The sequence below is a fragment of the Bordetella sp. genome, from assembly GCF_051960075.1.
Classification (GTDB): Bacteria; Pseudomonadota; Gammaproteobacteria; order Burkholderiales; family Burkholderiaceae_B; genus Bordetella.
Genome location: NZ_JBQCER010000102.1, coordinates 1 through 16772 on the forward strand (window position 1 = coordinate 1; position 16772 = coordinate 16772).

A 16772-nucleotide genomic window follows, 5' to 3' on the forward strand; every position below is an offset into this window, starting at 1 on the left:
GGCCGGCGACCCCGCCGCGGCGCGGCCCGTGGTCGCGCTGCGCGACCTGGCGCAGCGGCGCCTCATCACCATGGCCAACCCCTACCGCCTGCGACACCGCCTCGACCAGGCGCTGACGCAAGCGGGCAGTACGGGCGCCAACCTCATCGAAACCAACTCCTCGTCCTACGCGCTGGCCGCCGTGCGAGCCGGCCTGGGCGTCGCAGTGCTCGAGCCCGTGACTGCCTACGGCGCACCCATGGAGGGCGTGGCCATCCGCGCGCTGGATATCGATATTCCCTTCTACTTCGGCGCCATCTCGCCGCAGGCCAAGCCGCTCACGACCTTGGCCGGCGACCTGGCCGATGCGCTGGCCGAAGCCGCCGCGGCACTGCTGCCCGGCTTCGTGATGCACGCGGCTTCCGAGCACGGCGCCCTGCTGCAGTCCGTCTACGACCATGCCTCCCATTCCACGGAAACCTTGCCATGACGTTGCCCATCGTGCCGCAGGAGAACCCGCAATGACGCCGAAGTCCGGCTCGAATGCGGCCCTGGCCTGCCTGGAGCGAGATCTGGCCCGCGACCTCGAATACCTTTGCCGCCCGGCCGCGAACTGGGTGACGCCGCGCGAATCGGGCGGCGAAAAAGTCCACGACATCATCATCATCGGCGGCGGCATGTGCGGCATGGTGGCGTGGTTCGCGCTGCAATGCGAAGGCATGCTCGAAACCCGCATTTTCGACCGCAACCCCCCGGGATTCGAAGGGCCGTGGCTCAACTACGCCCGCATGGAAACCCTGCGCTCGCCCAAGCAGCTCGTCGGCCCGGCGTACGGCATGAGCAACCTGACCTTCCGCGCCTGGTTCACCGCGCAGTTCGGCGACGAAGCCTGGGATCGCCTGGACAAAATTCCCCGTCCCATGTGGATGGAATACCTGCGCTGGTATCGCAAGGCCTTGTCGGTGCCCATCGAGAACGGCGTGAATGTCGACGGCATCGTGGCCGAAGGCGATTTTCTGCGCCTGCATCTCTCGGGTTCCGGCGCGACGACGGCTTCGGTGCTGGCGCGCAAGGTCGTCATGGCCACCGGGCGCGACGGCACCGGTCAGCCCAGCATTCCCGGCTTCGTGCGCGGACTCGACCGCTCGCTCTGGGCGCACTCCTCCGACGACATCGACTTCGCCCGTCTGCGCGGCAAGCGTGTCGTGGTGGTCGGCGTGGGCGCTTCCGCCGTCGACAACTCGGCCGAGGCTTTGGAGGCCGGCGCGGCCGAAGTGCGGCACCTCATCCGCCGCCAGGAAATGCCCACCGTCAACAAGATGATGGGCATCGGTTCGCCCGGTTTGAGAAACGGTTTTCCCGATCTGCCGGACGCCTGGCGCTGGCGCTTCATGCACTACGCCACGGTCATGCAGACGCCCGCGCCGCGCGGCTCCACCTTGCGCGTGAGCCGCCATCCCAATGCCTACTTCCATTTCGGCAAGGCTGTCGAGCGCGTGCGTGCGTCGGGCTCGGGCATTGTCGTCGAAACCGCCGACGGCAGCCGGCTCGAGAGCGACTTCCTCATTCTGGGTACGGGCTTTACCGTCGATCCGATGGCGCGCGCCGAATTTCCCGGCTACGCCGACCAGATCCTGCTCTGGAAGGACCGCTACGCGCCACCCGAGCAAGAGCAGCACCGCGATCTGGGCAACTTCCCTTATCTGGCGCAGGACTTCTCTTTTCTCGAGCGTACGCCGGGCAGAGCGCCCTGGCTCAAGAACATCTACTGCTTCAACTACGGCGCCGCGGTCAGCCTGGGCAAGGTCAGCGGCGACATCCCCGGCATCAGCGAAGGCGCGGCCTGGCTGGCGCGCGGCCTGGCCTCGAGCCTCTATGCCGAGGACGTGGCTGCGCATTATCAGGAAATGATCGACTACGAGAAGCCGGAACTGCTGGGCGACGAATGGAAGCCGAGCGAATTACTGACGGGATGAACGCAACGATGAATCACGATATCGTGAGAACCCAGGCGGGCATAGGCGCCGAATCGCCGCTGAACGCGGTGCTCGACACCCGCGCGGACGTGCTGGGCATGACGCAGGCCACGCACGATGCGGCCCTTCAGCCTCGGGACCCGGGCGGCATACCGCACGTGGTGCGTGCGGCGCTGGCCACGCGCATCGCCAGGCTGCACAAAGACGCCAGCCTCGCCGCGCACTACGAAGGCCTGATGCGGCAAGCCCGCGCATCGACCGCGATCGCGCGTCTGGCCGACCCCGCCTTCAAGGGCGAAGGCGACGCCAGACTGGCGGCGGTGCTCGCCTATACCGACATCGCCACGCAGGCTCCCAAGGACGCGAGCGCGAACGACATCGCGCAATTGCAGCAGGCCGGCGTGAGCGATGCCGACATCGTCCGCCTGGCCGAATTGAATGCATTTCTGGCTTATCAGATCCGGCTGATCGCCGGCCTGCGATTGATGAAGGAGTTCGCACTATGAGCGCGGCCCTGCACGCATTCACCACCGTCGTGCCGCACTGGCAGCCGCGGGTCAAGCCTATCGATCTGGCCCAGGCGTCGGCCGAGCAGCTGGACGCGCTCAAGGTCACGCCGTCCAACACCAAGGTGTCCGAGTACGTCCTGGTGCTCGCCAACGACGTCGAAACCGTGAGGGTGCGCACGCCGCTCTTTAACGCCATCATGTACAACAACGGCGGGCTGTCGCGCGCCGAGCGCGAAGTCGGCGCCACCGCCGCATCGGTGGTCAATCGCTGCATCTATTGCGCCGCCGTCCATTCCAGCCGCTACAACCAGCTGACCAAAGACGAGACCGTCATGGCGAAGATCTTCGCCGACGGCGCCGGCGCGCAGCTCGATCCGCGCCTGTCGGCCATCCTCGCCTTCGCGACGCGGCTGTCGCAGACTCCGAGCCAGGCCACGGCGCAAGACATGGCCGCGCTGGTCGAGGCCGGGCTCGACCAGGCCGAGATCCTCGACCTGATTCTCTCCGCTTCGCTGTTCGGCTGGGCCAACCGGCTGATGCATACACTGGGCGATCCGCTGCCCAAGGATCGGGCCTAAATGTCATCGTCCGTCGCAGTCGGCATCGTCGGCGCAGGCGCCATCGCCTGCGGCACGGCGGCGTTGCTGTCCCAGTCCGGCCATCGCGTGCGGCTGTGGTCGCCGTCCGGCAAAGGCACGGCTGCGCTCGCGAACGGCCAACCGCTCAAAGCGCAGGGCGCCGTCGAAGGCGAGTTCGCCGTTCAAGCCGCCTCGTCCGCTGCGGACCTGGCCGCTCGGGCGCAAGTCATCGTGCTGGCCCTGCCGGCCTACGCCCATCGCAAGATGATGGACGCCATCGCCCCGCACCTCACGCGCGAACAGATCGTCATCATCAGCTCACATGCCTCGCTGGGCGCGCTCTATCTCGCACGTCTGCTCAAGGATCGCGGCGTGAGCCTGCCCATCGTGGCCTGGGGCACGACCGCCGTATCCGGCCGGCTTGCCGCGCCCTGCAGCGTGCAGGTCAACACCGTGCGCAGCAAGATCGATCTATGCACGATTCCAGCCAGCGATAAAGAACGCGGCCTGGATGTCTGCCGCCGGTTGTTCGGCGACCGCTTCGTCGAGCGCGACGGGCTGCTCGCGATCGCGCTGAGCAATCTGAATCCGCAAAACCACATGGGAATCGCGCTGTGCAACATGACGCGCATGGAACTGGGCGAGGCCTGGGACCAGGGCCGGCACGTCACGCCCAATGTGGGGCGCCTGCTGGAGGCGCTGGACGCCGAGCGGCTGGCGATCGCGCAGGCGCTCGGCCTGCAGGTGCGCACCATCTTCGAGCACTTTCATCTTTCGTTCCACGTGCCCCTGGGCAGCGTATCGGACATGAACCAGGAAATGTCCAGGCTGGGCCGCGGCGGCACGGGGCCGGCCACCGCCGACAGCCGCTACGTAACGGAAGACGTGCCTTACGGGCTGGCGGCCACGGCCAAGCTGGGCGCGCTGACGCAGCGCCCGGCAACGCTGCACGAAGCCGGCGTGGCCGTCTTCTCGGCCATGTACGGGCGCGACTTTAGCGACGAAAACGATCTTCTGCAGGCGCTCGACCTCGACGCTTTGTCGCTGGCCGAATTGAACGATTTGTCTCGCAACGGATACGCCTGAAGAAAGCCGCAGCATCCATTATCGACACGGTCCAGGCCGATGTGCCGCGACCATCACACCAGGGGAATGAGCATGAGCAAACAGATTGTGAAGCGCATCGCGGCCGTCGCGCTGAGCTGCGCCGGCATCGGACTGCTGCCCGCCACGGGTCACGCCCAGCAGGTCGATTCCACCATCAACCGGATCAAATCCACGCACACCTTCACGATCGGCTATCGGGAATCCTCGGTCCCGCTGTCCTATATCGGTCCAGACGGCAAGCCGACGGGCTACTCCACCGAGTTCTGCTGGAAGATCGCCGACGCGGTCAAGGCTTATCTCAAGCTGCCCGAGCTGACGATCAAATACGTCCCGGTCAACATTCAGACGCGCCAGGCGCTGGTGGCCAACGGCACGGTCGACATTTCCTGCGAAGGTGCCGTCAACACCTGGACGCGGCAAAAGCAGGTGTCCTTCTCGCCGGTGAGCTGGGTGTCGGCCGAGCAGCTGCTCGTCCTGAAAGACTCGGGCATCAAAGGCATCGACGATCTGAACGGCAAGACCGTCATCGTCGCGACGGCCGGCACCAGCGAGCCGACCTTGAACCGCCTGATCCAGCAGGACCACCTCAACGTGAAGATCATGCACGTGGACTCGCACTCGGCCGCGCTGCTGGCGCTGGAAAGCCACCGCGGCGCTGCCTACCTGAGCGACAACGGCGCGTTCTACGGCATGATCAAGGCCTCCAAGCACCCCGAAAACCTGGCTGTCGTCGGCCCGGAGCTCAGTTACCAGCCTGAAGCCTTCATCATCGCCAAAAACAACCCGACCTTTGCCTGGATCGTCGGCCACACCATGTCGGACATGTTCAAATCGGGCGAGGCCGAGAAGCTCGTGACCAAGTGGTTCGGACCTCTGGGCGTCGGCGTCAGCCCCAAGCTGCGCGCCGCGTGGGACACCTATTCCTTCCCCGAATAACGGCCTTCGATGAACTACACGTGGGACTGGAGCGTCCTGACCCAGTCGCCCTACATGGGGTGGCTGTTGTCGGGCGCGGGACAGACGCTCGCCGCCAGCGTCGGCAGCTGGATCCTGGCGATGGCGGTCGGCTTTCTCGTCGGCGCATTGCGCAGCCTGCCCTATCGGTCGGCCAGCGTGGCGGCGAGCATCTACGTCGAGGTGTTTCGCAATATCCCGCCGCTGGTCCAGCTCTTTCTCTGGTTCTTCGTCTTTCCGGAAATCGTGCCTGCGCCGCTGGGTGACTGGATCAAAGGTCAGATGCCCATGCCGGAGCTGACAACGACCATCGTGGCGATCGGATTGTTCGCGGGCTCACGGGTGGCCGAGCAGGTGCGCGCGGGCGTGGACACCGTGCGCGTGCGCCTGCTGCCGGCCGCCCTGGCCACGGGCCTGACGCCGCTGCAGGCCTATCGCCTGGTGCTGTTTCCGATCGCGCTGCGCAAAATCGTCGCGCCGCTCACGTCGGAACTGCTGATCACGATCAAGATGTCCTCCATCGGCCTGACCATCGGGCTCATGGAGCTCACCGCACAGAGCCGCCAGGTCGAGAACTACACCTTCCACGGCTTCGAGGCCTATGCCTGCGCCACGGCGGTCTATCTGATCATCGGCCTGATGGCCACCGGCATCATGCATATCGTCAACCGACGCCTGACGGGCTCGCTCGCCGGCATGGACCGCTAGGCCGGCCAACACAAAAGGAGCCGATCGTGGATTGGGGCGTCATCTGGAAATACCGCGAACTGCTGGCCCACGGCATGGCGGTCAGCGCCATGCTCGTGGGTGCCGGCATGATCGGCGGCATGATCGTGGGCGCTCTGCTGGCCCTGGCGCGGCTGTCGCGCTTTCGCGCGCTCGCGCTCGCGGCCGGCGGCTACGTGACGGTGATCCGCTCGGTGCCGCTGATTCTGGTGCTGTTCTGGTTCTATTTCATGCTGCCGCTGGTTACAGGCCAGCCCATGGGCGCGATGACGTCCGCGCTCACCACATTCGTGCTGTTCGAGGCCGCTTTCTATTGCGAGATCTTCCGCGCCGGCATCCTGGCCGTGCCGCAAGGCCAGAGCCTCGCGGCGGCTGCCACAGGCCTGGGCAGCTGGCAGACGCTGCGTCTGGTCGTCCTGCCTCAGGCGGTGGCGGCCATGGTGCCGCTGCTGCTCAATCAGGCCGTCATTCTCTTTCAGGACACGTCCCTGGTCTACGTCGTCGCGCTGCGCGATTTCCTCACGGCGGCCAACGTCGTGGTCGGGCTCAACGAGCGTCCGATCGAGGTCTATACCTTTGTCGCCGTCGTCTATCTGGCGATCTGCTATGGCGTTTCCCTGCTGGTAGGCCGCAGCAAAAAAGCCGCTCTCCGATGAGTTCCATGCCCACCCAAGAATCCAAACCCGGCATGGATGCGCCGATGATCGTCGCCGAGAACGTCTCGAAGTCTTATGGGCATACGCAGATACTGAAGCGCTGCTCCCTGTCGGTCGCGCGCGGCGAAGTGGTCGTGGTCTGCGGCCCCTCCGGGTCCGGCAAGAGCACCCTCATCAAATGCATCAACGGCCTGGTTCCGTTCGACTCGGGCAGCATCTGGGTCGATGGCGTTTCCGTGGGCGGCCCGCGCACCAATCTTCCGGCGCTGCGCGCGCAGATCGGCATGGTGTTCCAGCACTTCGAGCTCTATCCGCACATGAGTGCGCTGGATAACGTCAATCTGGCGCAGATCCACGTGCTCAAGCGCAGCCGGGCGCAGGCCTCGGAAATCTCGACGCGACTGCTCACCCGGGTAGGCCTGGCCGACAAGCTGGATTCCCGCCCGGGACAATTGTCCGGCGGCCAGCAGCAGCGCGTCTCGATTGCCCGCGCGCTGGCCATGAACCCCAAGGCCATGCTCTTTGACGAACCGACCTCGGCGCTGGACCCGGAAATGGTCAACGAAGTGCTGGACGTAATGCAGGCGCTGGCCCAGGAAGGCATGACCATGGTGGTCGTGACGCATGAAATGGGTTTTGCCCGCCGCGTCGCCGACCGCGTCCTCTTCATGGATGCCGGCCAGATCCTGGAAGACACGCGCAAAGAACAATTCTTCAAAGAACCGGCAACCGACCGGGCGCGCCTGTTTCTGTCGAAGGTGCTGACGCACTGACCGCCTGCCCGGGAAAACCGGGCCGAAAAACTAGGAACGCGTGTCCATCTTCTGGTATGAATCGAGCAAAGACGTCTTGTACACGACGCCGGCAAGCGTCGGATGCGCTTCGCTCGCGACGACGGGCAAGCGCTCGCCGGGAAATCGCATGAACACCTCGAACGCCGCGCCCAGGGTCATGTCCGGCGTGAGCCGCGGGAACTGGGCGCTCGCGTAATCGGCCGCGGTCTTATGCGACATATCGCGTTTTTCCAGCAGGTCGGCCGTGATGTCCTTGAGCGCGACCGCGCCGCGGAAACACCCTGCGCCATCGACCACGTAAAGGTACTTGACGGGATATTCGAGGAAGATGCGCGTCATGTCGTCGACGCTCGCGTCGAGCGGCACGACGGTCTGCGCGGGTTGGATCAGCGTCTGCATCTGCAGCCCGCGCAGCCGCAGCCGCTCCTGTTCGTCGCGATGGCGATGCAGCGTGATCTCGTACATCGACACGGTGCCGGTCGCTCGCGCGACGAAATACGCGACGACGCACGCCGCCATCAGCGGCAGCACGACCTGATACGACAGCGTCATCTCGAAAATCATCAAAATCGCCATCAGCGGCGCCTGCGTCGCGCCGGCCAGAAACGCGCCCATTCCGACGATTGCATAGGCATAGGGCGCCGACGTGCTCATGGGCAGCACCGCGTGCATCGCGATCCCGAACAGCGAACCGAACACCGCCCCGACAAACAGCGTCGGGGTAAAGATGCCTCCGATGGCGCCGGAACCGGCGGTCGCGACGGTCGCGACGATCTTGAACACCAGCACGGCGACGAGCGCCTGCCAGGTCCAGGGAGAATGCAGAATCTGGTTGACGACGCTGTAGCCGTTGCCCCATACGTCGGGCGCCCAGACCGAGATCACGCCGACGACGAGCCCTCCCGCCGCGAGCCTCACCGGCAGCGGCACCGTCCATCGGCGGAACCGCGTTTTCGCGATCTCGATGCCGTGCAGGAACTGCGGTGCGAGCAAGCCGCACAGCAGCCCGAGCACGACGAACAACAGCACCTCGCCGCCCGTGACGGCCGGGAAAACCGGCATCTCGTACGTCGGCTTGTAGCCGATGATCTCGCGCATCGTGATGTTCGCGACGACCGACGAGACCACCATCGGCCCGAAGCTCTCCATCACGATCGCGCCGAGCACGATCTCGGAAACGAAAAACGCTCCCGCGATCGGCGCGTTGTACGCAGACGTGATACCGGCCGCCGCACCGCACGCGACGAGCAGGCGCAGCCTGGCGGGATCGAAATGCGCGAGGCGGCCCACGAGCGACGCGGCCAGCGCGGCAAGCTGTACCATCGAGCCTTCCCGGCCGATCGACCCGCCCGTGCCGATCGTCAGCAGCGAGGACACGCTACGCCACAGGCTTTGCCTGACCGGCACCACGCCTGCGCCCAGCGCGACCGCATCCATGTAGTCGCTTTTTTGCGCCTGTGCCTGACCGCGCATCGACAGCAACAGCGCCCCGCCCGCGACCAGACCGCCCGCCGCCGGCAGCCAGATGCGCACATACCACGGCAGGTGGCGCGCCATCTCGACAAAGCTGCCGCTCGTGCCGGAGAGCACGCGCTGCATCAGCGTGATTCCCTCGCGGAAGGCAATCGTCGCGAACGCGCCGCCGATTCCCACGATGACGGACCACATCAGCATCGTGTGGACATCGGAAAGCCGGAACAGGCGCTGCGTGCGGGCGCGCAGTCTGAGCAAAAAAGAAAGCACGGCGAGTCGGTTCAAGTAATGGGTTCGTCGGCGAGGAAATCGCATGCCTCGATCATAATCGGAGCGCGGCGCCGACTCGGCGCATCCGAGCATTGCCTGCCCGCCGCCCGAGTCCGCACGCCTCGTCGCGTCATTGCTGAATTTAAGCTTGCGCCCTGGCGGCCGTCGGCGCCTTCGATGTCGCAGCCGGCCAACATTGCGCACGGAATAGCCCGCAGCCACTAGAATCTGGGGCGCGCCCTCTATCTCACGCAGCCTGAAACTATGCTTCGAGCCGGCCAGTTGAACCTGCATTACAGCGTCATGATGGTCCTGATAGGACTAGCCTGCGCGGTGTGCAACGCGCTGCCGTTCTATTTCCTGGCAAGCCATCTCGGCCTCGAACCGCTGCCCGACATCCATTGGGTCCGCTACCTGATTATCGCGTCGTCCTTCCTGGCCTTCGCCAATTTTCGGCAGCTCATTACCGCGCGCAATATCTGGTGGCTGCTGGGCCGCGGCATCGTACGCTGGATCTGGGTGCTGCTGACCACGCTGCTGGGCATGATCTATATCGTGCACGATATCGCGGTCTCGCCCGATACCGGCCGCCTGGTCACGGGGTGGATAGCCGTCGCCCTGCCCTTGCAGCTGCTGTGCCTGATCGTCGGACGGGCGGTCATATACCGGGTCAACAACACGGCCGTGAACCGGCGCAAGGTGGTGTTCTTCGGCATGGGGCCGCAGGCGCGCACGCTATATCTGAGGCTGCAGCGCTCGCCCATCCTGGGCATCGAGGTGATGGGCTACTACGCGGCAAAACCCGTGTCCGACGACAAGGACTCGGCGCCGCCCTATCTGGGCACGCATGAGCACGCCTGGCCCCGCATCAAGGCGTCCGAATTCGACATCGTGTTCATCCAGCCCTACGACTACTACGACCAGGAACTGAGCACCCGGATATTCGGCCAGCTGTACGATTCGACCGCCACCATTTACATGGTGCCGGAGACCCGCTGGGCCGAGGATGCGATCGTGTCGGGCACCGAGATCGCCGGCATTCCGCTGCTGTCCATCCACGACACGCCCATCATCGGCGTCGCGCGGTTTTTGAAGCGGCTCATGGACCTGGTGCTGGGCGGCCTGGCGCTCCTGCTGCTATCACCCGTCATGCTGATCACCGCGATCGCGGTGCGGCTCGACTCGCCCGGCCCCATCCTCTTTCGCCAGGTTCGCTACGGCGAACACGGCCAGCCCATTCACGTCTACAAATTCCGTTCCATGTACGTCGACGACGGCGGGCCGCTGCGCCAGGTCAGCCGCAGCGATCCGCGCGTGACGCGCGTGGGCAGGTTCCTGCGCCGCACGTCGCTGGACGAACTGCCGCAGTTGCTCAATGTGCTGGCAGGCTCGATGAGCATGGTCGGCCCGCGCCCGCATGCGGTCGCCCACAACGAGCTCTACCGGCAGCAGATCAACGGCTACATGCTGCGCCATAGCATCAAGCCGGGCATCACGGGCTGGGCCCAGGTCAACGGCCTGCGCGGCGAAACCGATACGCTGGACAAGATGGAGCGCCGGCTCGAATACGACCGCTACTACATCACGCACTGGTCGCTGGGCCTGGACATCCGGATTCTGCTCCTCACGGTATGGACAGTGCTGCGCGGCGACAACGCCTACTAGCCGGCCGGCGGCACGGTCACCCCAGCGTGCTGACCGCGCAAGCGGCCCAGGCTCCCTGCCCCTAGCGCCCGCGCCATTCGCGCCAGAAAAGACCGAGAAACTTCACGTCCTCGACCAGATAGCGGCGCACCATGCGGCGCGGCTCGCTACCCATGCGCCACAGCCATTCCAGGCCGTTGCGCTGCATCCAGAGCGGCGCTCGGCTCTGCATGCCGATGGCGAACATCATTGCCATGCCTGCGCACAGGATGATGCCGCCGGGCAGCGTCGGCGCATAACGGAAAGCCCATTTTTCCTGCTTGGGCATGCCCAGGCAGACGAACACGATGCGCGGCGCGAGTTCACGCAGGCGGCGGGCGTGCTCCTGGGCCTCCTGCCCTTCGGGGTCGTATTGCATGGAGGGGCTGAGGATCTCGACGCGCAAGCCCGGAAAGCTGCGCGCGAAGCCCTGACGAATTTCGTCTTCGATGCGCGCGCCCCCACCCAACACCGCCACCTGCCAGTTTTCGGCTTGCGCCCGCTTGCACAGCGCGACGAAGAGATCCGCGCCCGTTACCCGCTCGGGCAGGGGCCTGCCCACCAGCCGGCTGGCCCAGACCACCGGCATGCCGTCGGCGAAGATGAAATCGGCCTGGGCATAGCGAGCCTTGAAATCGGGATTGGATTCGAGCCGCACCACGTGATCGACGTTGGGCGTCACAACGATCTGCGCCGCGCCGTCGCGACCGGCCGCGGCCTGCGCCAAGGCTTGCGTGGCTTCGTCGAACGTCAGCGCAGCGATGTTCAGTCCGAACAGCTCGACTTTGGGGTGCATGGTGGCCGGCTCACTCGATATGCTGGTGGCGCATTTTATGCGCGCGCTGCCCTGAGTGTGCAAGAGCGTCGCGGCGAAAAGGCATCAGTTATGATCGCGGCATCTCCACGACATACGGCCGCGCATCCCATGATCGAGGACGCCAATCGGATTCCCGCAGGCTCCACGCTTCATGCCGACCTGTGCATCGTCGGCGCGGGCGCTGCGGGCATCAGTCTGGCGCTGGCCTTGCAAGACTGCGGCCTGGACGTGGTCCTGCTGGAAAGCGGCGCCGAACGACCCGATGCCGCAGCTCAGGCCCTCTACGAGGGTACGGTCGCGGATGCGCGTCTGCACCCTCCCCCCGACCACTATCGCGTGCGCCGCTTCGGCGGTTCGACCACGCTGTGGGGCGGACGCTGCATGCCGATGGACGCCATCGATTTCGAGCGCCGCGACTACATCGCCCATAGCGGCTGGCCCATCGGCCTGGACGGCCTGCTGCCGTATTACCCACGTGCCAATCAACTGTGCGAGGCCGGCGACTTCGCCTACACCGTCGATACCGCGTTCAAACGGCCTGTGCGCGCCATGATCGGCGGCTTCGAGAGCGAGGCCTTCTCCACCGACACGCTGGAGCGCTTCAGCTGCCCGACCGATTTCGGCGCGCGCTATCGACGGCGCCTGGAACGCGGGCCCGCGCGTGTGCTGCTCAACGCCAACCTGACCTGCCTGGCCAACGCGCCGAACGGGCAGCGGCTGTCCGGTCCGGCGCAGGTGCGCACCTTGGCCGGCAATCATTTCGCCGTGCAGGCGCGAGGCTACGTGCTCGCCACGGGCGGACTCGAAGTCGCGCGCCTGCTGCTGGCCAGCCCGGGCGCGAGCGGACGCGGCCTGGGCAACGCGCGCGACGTAGTGGGCCGCTACTACATGAGCCATATCGCAGGCACGCTGGGCACGGCCGACCTGTCGCACGCCAGCTCGGTCTGGCACGGCTACGAGATCTCCGAGGAAGGCGTCTACTGCCGGCGCCGGCTGGCCTTGCGTGCGCCGGCCCAGCGCGCCCTGCAGGCCGGCAACTTCATCGCGCGCCTGCATCATCCGCGCATTCCCGATCCGGGTCACGGCAGCGGCATTCTGTCGGCGCTTTACCTGGCGCGTCCCATCGTGCCCTACGAATATGCCAAACGGCTGTACGGCGACGCGCCGGAACGCGGCGCCACGCTGGCGCACCTGCGCAACGTGGTGCTGGACGCGCCGGGCACGGCGGCCTTTCTATGGAACTGGCTGCGCCGGCGCACGCTGGCCGAGCGCAAGTTTCCTTCCATCATCATGCGGCCGAAGAACCTGCGCTTCAGCCTGGATTTTCATGCCGAGCAGGAGCCCAACCCATTGAGCCGCGTCAAGCTGGGGCAGGCCGTAGACGCTTTGGGCATGCCGCGCATCGAGATCGACTGGCGCTATACCGAGCGCGACGTGAGGACGGTGCAATCGGCCCTGGCCGCACTGGCGCAAGCCTTCGAGCAAACCGGCGTCGGCCGCTTCGACTACGCACCGGGCGAGGTCGAGGCCGAAATGACGCGCTACGGCGCTTACGGCGGCCATCATCTCGGCACGGCCCGCATGGGCACGGATCCGGCCCACAGCGTGGTCGACGCCCAATGCCGTCTGCACGAGGCCGACAACGTCTACATTGCCAGCGCCGCCGTCTTTCCGACGTCCAGCCAGGCCAATCCCACGCTTACCTTAGTAGCCCTGGCCCTGCGCCTGGCCGACCATCTGCGCAAAACCTATACCGCGCCGCGCGCGACCATCGGGAGCGACGTTCCATGACGAACAAGATGCGCGTGCTGGTGCTGGGCGCCACCGGTTATGTGGGCCGGCACATTGTGCAGGCCCTGACCGCGACAGACTGGGCCGAACCCATCGCCGCGTCCCGACACGCAGCCGTGGCTCTGGACGCCACCGACACGACCGCGCTGATCTCGGCCCTGCAGGGGGCGGACGCCGTCGTCAACGCCATGGCGGCATCGCCGCAGGACATGATCGCCAATGCCCAGGCGCTGCGTGCGGCCCTGGCCGGCAAACCCATGCGCCTGGTGCACTTCAGCTCGATGGCGGCCTACGGCAACGTCGAAGGGCCGATCGACGAGAGCCGGCCTCTGCTGGGCGACCTGGGCCCCTATTCCGCCGCCAAGGCCCAGAGCGAGCACATCTTGCAGGACTGCGCCGACGCCGTCATGCTGCGGCCAGGCTGCGTCTACGGCGCAGGCAGCCCGCAGTGGTCGACGCGCATCGCGCGCCTCTTGCGCGCGCACCGCATCGGCGACCTGGGCGCCGCAGGCGACGGCTACAGCAATCTGGTGCACGTAGACGACGTGGCGCGGGCCGTGCTGGCCGCGTTGCGGCAACCCCAGGCCCGCGGGCAAGCCTACAACCTGTCCATGGATCAGGCGCCGACCTGGAACGAATACTTCATCGCCTATGCCAGAGCGCTCGGCGCCACGCCCGTATCGCGCGTGGGCGGGCGGCAGCTCAAGCTGGAAGCCAAAGTGCTCGCGCCGGCCCTGAAGATCGCCGAAATCGCCGGCCGCAACATCGGCCTGGCGCGGCATCTGCCGCCGCCTCTGCCGCCTTCGCTGCTGCGGCTCTGGCAGCAGGACATACGCCTGATCCCGGAAAAAGCCCGGCGCGAACTGGGCCTGCAATGGACGCCCTGGCGCGACGCCCTGGGCCGGGATCAATGACCGTATCCGGGGTATGACCGGTAGTAGCCATGATGGTGATGCCAGCCGCCATCGTCATATACGATGCAGCCGGACAACAGCATTGCCGCAACGACGCACGCCACAAGAGCCTTCATGATCAACCCGCATCGGGAAACTCGGAAGCGGCCAGTCTAGGACCTGACGCCGCCGCAGGCATGTCCGCGCGTAACGCAGACCGCCCATCCGGCAACACCCGGTAAGAAAACCCGCGTTTTAAAGCCGATTGAAACTTGTGGCTTTTACCGAATCGGAATCCAGGCCGATGTAGACGTTGATTTTGCCGGGCTCGACCACGCGCTTGACCTGCTGGTTGTAGAAGGCCAGATCGTCATCGGTGATGGGAAAGCTCACCACGCGCGATTCCCCAGGCTTGAGTTCGATACGGCTGAAGCCGCGCAGCATCTTGACCGGACGGCTGACCGAAGCCATGGGTTGATTCAAATAAAGCTGCACGACGGTCGCACCGTCACGATCGCCCGTGTTGGTCACCGTGACGCTGGCGTGCAACGTACCGCCGGCCTTCATGACCGGCGCGGACAGCTTCACGTCGGAAACGCTGAACGTGGTGTAGCTCAGACCGTAGCCGAAGGGAAAGAGCGGCCCGTTGGTGATGTCGAAATAGCGCGAGGTGTACTTGTCGGGATGCGCAGGATCGAAAGGGCGGCCGGTCGGCAAATGATTGTAGTAAAGCGGAATCTGCCCTACCGCGCGCGGAAAGGTCATGGGCAGTTTGCCCGACGGATTCACATCGCCGAACAGCACATCGGCGATGGCGTTGCCGCCCTCGGTGCCGGAGAACCAGGTCTCGAGCATGGCGTCCGCGTTGCGGGCCTCCCAGGTCAGCGCCAGCGGGCGGCCGTTCATCAGCACGATGACCAGCGGCTTGCCGGTGGCTTTCAAGGCCTTGAGCAGACGCTCCTGCACGGGTGGAATGGTGATGTCGCTGCGGCTGGAGGCTTCGTGGGCCATGCCCTGCGCTTCGCCCACCGCGGCCACGATCACGTCGGCCTGCCTGGCGGCGTCGACCGCCTCCTTGACCATGTCCGCCTCGCTGCGCGGGTCGATCTGCACATCATGGGGGTTGTACTGGTTCAGATACTGCACCATGGCGGCGTCGTCGGTGACATTGGCGCCCTTGGCATAAAGCACGCGCACTTTGCCGCCCGCGGCGTTCTCGATGCCCTGCCGCAAAGAAACGGTCTGGTAGATGCGCCCGGCACCGGCCCAGTTGCCCATCACGTCCACCTGGTCGTCGGCGAGCGGGCCGACCAGGGCGATGGTGCCGGACTTTCTGAGCGGCAGCGTATGGTCGCGGTTCGTCAGCAGCACCAGGCTCTCGTCCGCCACCTTGCGCGCCTCGGGGCGATGCAGGCGGCTCTCTGCGTAGATATCGGGCGGATCGTCCGCGGCCGCGCCGATGTCGCGGTAGGGGTTCTTGAACAGGCCCAGGTCGTATTTCACGCGCAGCACGTCGCGGCAGGCCCGGTCGATGTCGGCGATACGGATCTTGCCGCTCTTGAGCAAAGGCATGAGATTGGTGTCGTAGATCGTGTCGCTCATGCTCATATCGGTGCCGGCCAGAATGGCCTTGCGCGCCGCGTCCTGGCCGTCGGCGGCCACGCCGTGCTTGATCAGCTCCAGGATCGCGCCGTGGTCGCTGATGGTGATGCCCTTGAAGCCCCACTGTTTGCGCAGCACGTCCTGCAACAACCACTTATCGGACGTGGCGGGCTCGCCGTTGACGCTGTTGAGCGCGATCATCACCGCGGCAGCGCCGGCGTCGACGGCGGCCTTATAGGGCGGGAAATAATCTTCGAACATGCGCCGCTCGCTCATGTCCACCGTGTTGTAGTCGCGCCCGCCTTCGACAGCGCCGTACAAGGCGAAATGCTTGACCGTGGCCATGATGTGGCCCGGCTGGGACGGATCGTCGCCCTGGTAAGCCTTGACCAGCGCCGCGCCCATCTTCGAGGTCAGGTAAGTATCTTCGCCGAAGCCTTCCGAATTGCGCCCCCAGCGCGGATCGCGCGAAATATCGACCATGGGCGAATAGGTCAGGTTCAGGCCGTCCGCGCTGGCCTCGATGGCCGAAATGCGCCCCATGGTGCGGATGGCGTCCAGATCCCAGCTCGACGCCACGCCCAGGTCCACGGGAAATATGGTGCGCTGGCCATGGATGACGTCGAACGAGAAGAAAAGCGGAATCTTCAGGCGGCTGCGCATGGCTGCGTCCTGCAGCACGCGGATGGCGGGGCGGGTCACCGTGTTGAAGATGCCGCCCACGCGGCCGTCGCTGATCTCTTTCTCGAAGCCGGCCATGTCGGGATGAGGCCCCGCTTCCACACTGCGCAGACGCAGCTGGCCGATTTTCTCCTGAACCGTCATGCGTTTCATGAGCTGGTCGATGAAGGCTTCGCGCCTGGCGATGAAGTCGGGCGAAGGCTGGGCCAGGGCGGCAGGCGCGGCGACGAGCGCGCCCGCCAGGCCGATCAGCAAAGCGCCCAGAGTAAAGAACCGGTTCATG

The 16772-nt window shown here is 65.7% G+C and carries 15 protein-coding genes; 12 read left to right on the forward strand and 3 right to left on the reverse strand.

The window, feature by feature from the left end; genetic code table 11:
• The 9 genes from ACTHJ1_RS17960 to ACTHJ1_RS18000 form a co-directional block, all read left to right on the forward strand.
• Positions 1–469: LysR substrate-binding domain-containing protein (locus tag ACTHJ1_RS17960; RefSeq protein ID WP_440195371.1), on the forward strand; the 469-nt coding region annotated here is incomplete at its 5' end.
• Between the two features lie 31 nt (positions 470–500).
• Entirely contained in the window at positions 501–1955 is a 1455-nt protein-coding gene (locus ACTHJ1_RS17965; protein WP_440195374.1) for an NAD(P)-binding domain-containing protein, read from the forward strand.
• 8 nt (positions 1956–1963) lie between these two features.
• Complete coding sequence (locus ACTHJ1_RS17970) at positions 1964–2461, forward strand: CMD domain-containing protein (protein WP_440195375.1); 498 nt, start codon at positions 1964–1966, stop codon at positions 2459–2461.
• Positions 2458–3042: a peroxidase-related enzyme gene (locus ACTHJ1_RS17975; RefSeq protein WP_440195378.1), complete on the forward strand. Its 585-nt coding sequence runs from the start codon at positions 2458–2460 to the stop codon at positions 3040–3042. Before ACTHJ1_RS17970 ends, ACTHJ1_RS17975 begins: the two co-directional genes overlap by 4 nt.
• Positions 3043–4128 carry an NAD/NADP octopine/nopaline dehydrogenase family protein gene (locus tag ACTHJ1_RS17980; protein WP_440195381.1) on the forward strand — a complete coding sequence of 362 codons (1086 nt, stop codon included), beginning with the start codon at positions 3043–3045 and terminating at the stop codon, positions 4126–4128. It abuts the gene before it with no gap.
• Between the two features lie 72 nt (positions 4129–4200).
• Positions 4201–5085: an amino acid ABC transporter substrate-binding protein gene (locus ACTHJ1_RS17985; RefSeq protein WP_440195384.1), complete on the forward strand. Its 885-nt coding sequence runs from the start codon at positions 4201–4203 to the stop codon at positions 5083–5085.
• A 9-nt stretch (positions 5086–5094) separates the two neighbouring features.
• Positions 5095–5811, forward strand: a complete 717-nt coding sequence (locus ACTHJ1_RS17990; protein WP_440195387.1) for an amino acid ABC transporter permease — start codon at positions 5095–5097, stop codon at positions 5809–5811.
• 26 nt (positions 5812–5837) lie between these two features.
• Entirely contained in the window at positions 5838–6485 is a 648-nt protein-coding gene (locus tag ACTHJ1_RS17995) for an amino acid ABC transporter permease (RefSeq protein WP_440195390.1), read from the forward strand.
• Between the two features lie 44 nt (positions 6486–6529).
• Positions 6530–7258 carry an amino acid ABC transporter ATP-binding protein gene (locus tag ACTHJ1_RS18000; RefSeq protein WP_440195538.1) on the forward strand — a complete coding sequence of 243 codons (729 nt, stop codon included), beginning with the start codon at positions 6530–6532 and terminating at the stop codon, positions 7256–7258.
• A 30-nt stretch (positions 7259–7288) separates the two neighbouring features.
• Here the strand turns inward: ACTHJ1_RS18000 and ACTHJ1_RS18005 are convergent, their stop codons facing one another.
• Positions 7289–9022 (reverse strand): ClcB-like voltage-gated chloride channel protein, encoded by a 1734-nt coding sequence (locus tag ACTHJ1_RS18005; protein WP_440195541.1) that lies wholly within the window; start codon positions 9020–9022, stop codon positions 7289–7291.
• A gap of 264 nt (positions 9023–9286) precedes the next feature.
• Between ACTHJ1_RS18005 and ACTHJ1_RS18010 the strand changes: the two genes are divergently transcribed.
• The gene (locus tag ACTHJ1_RS18010; RefSeq protein WP_440195393.1) at positions 9287–10687 is read left to right on the forward strand and encodes an undecaprenyl-phosphate glucose phosphotransferase; all 1401 of its coding nucleotides are present in this window, start codon (positions 9287–9289) and stop codon (positions 10685–10687) included.
• 61 nt (positions 10688–10748) lie between these two features.
• On the opposite strand, the gene ACTHJ1_RS18015 is transcribed toward ACTHJ1_RS18010, so the two are convergent.
• On the reverse strand, positions 10749–11501 hold the full coding sequence (locus ACTHJ1_RS18015; RefSeq protein WP_440195396.1) for a WecB/TagA/CpsF family glycosyltransferase: 753 nt from the start codon (positions 11499–11501) through the stop codon (positions 10749–10751).
• A gap of 90 nt (positions 11502–11591) precedes the next feature.
• Here ACTHJ1_RS18015 and ACTHJ1_RS18020 point away from each other — a divergent pair, with 90 nt between their 5' ends.
• Together ACTHJ1_RS18020 and ACTHJ1_RS18025 are read left to right on the forward strand one after the other, a co-directional pair.
• The gene (locus tag ACTHJ1_RS18020; RefSeq protein WP_440195399.1) at positions 11592–13313 is read left to right on the forward strand and encodes an FAD-dependent oxidoreductase; all 1722 of its coding nucleotides are present in this window, start codon (positions 11592–11594) and stop codon (positions 13311–13313) included.
• A complete protein-coding gene (locus ACTHJ1_RS18025) occupies positions 13310–14227 on the forward strand; it encodes an NAD-dependent epimerase/dehydratase family protein (protein WP_440195402.1) in 918 nt (305 codons plus the stop codon). The genes ACTHJ1_RS18020 and ACTHJ1_RS18025 overlap by 4 nt, the downstream gene beginning before the upstream one ends.
• Positions 14228–14461: 234 nt before the next feature.
• On the opposite strand, the gene bglX is transcribed toward ACTHJ1_RS18025, so the two are convergent.
• The gene (gene bglX / locus ACTHJ1_RS18030; RefSeq protein ID WP_440195405.1) at positions 14462–16771 is read right to left on the reverse strand and encodes a beta-glucosidase BglX; all 2310 of its coding nucleotides are present in this window, start codon (positions 16769–16771) and stop codon (positions 14462–14464) included.
• Between the last annotated feature and the right edge of the window lies 1 nt (position 16772).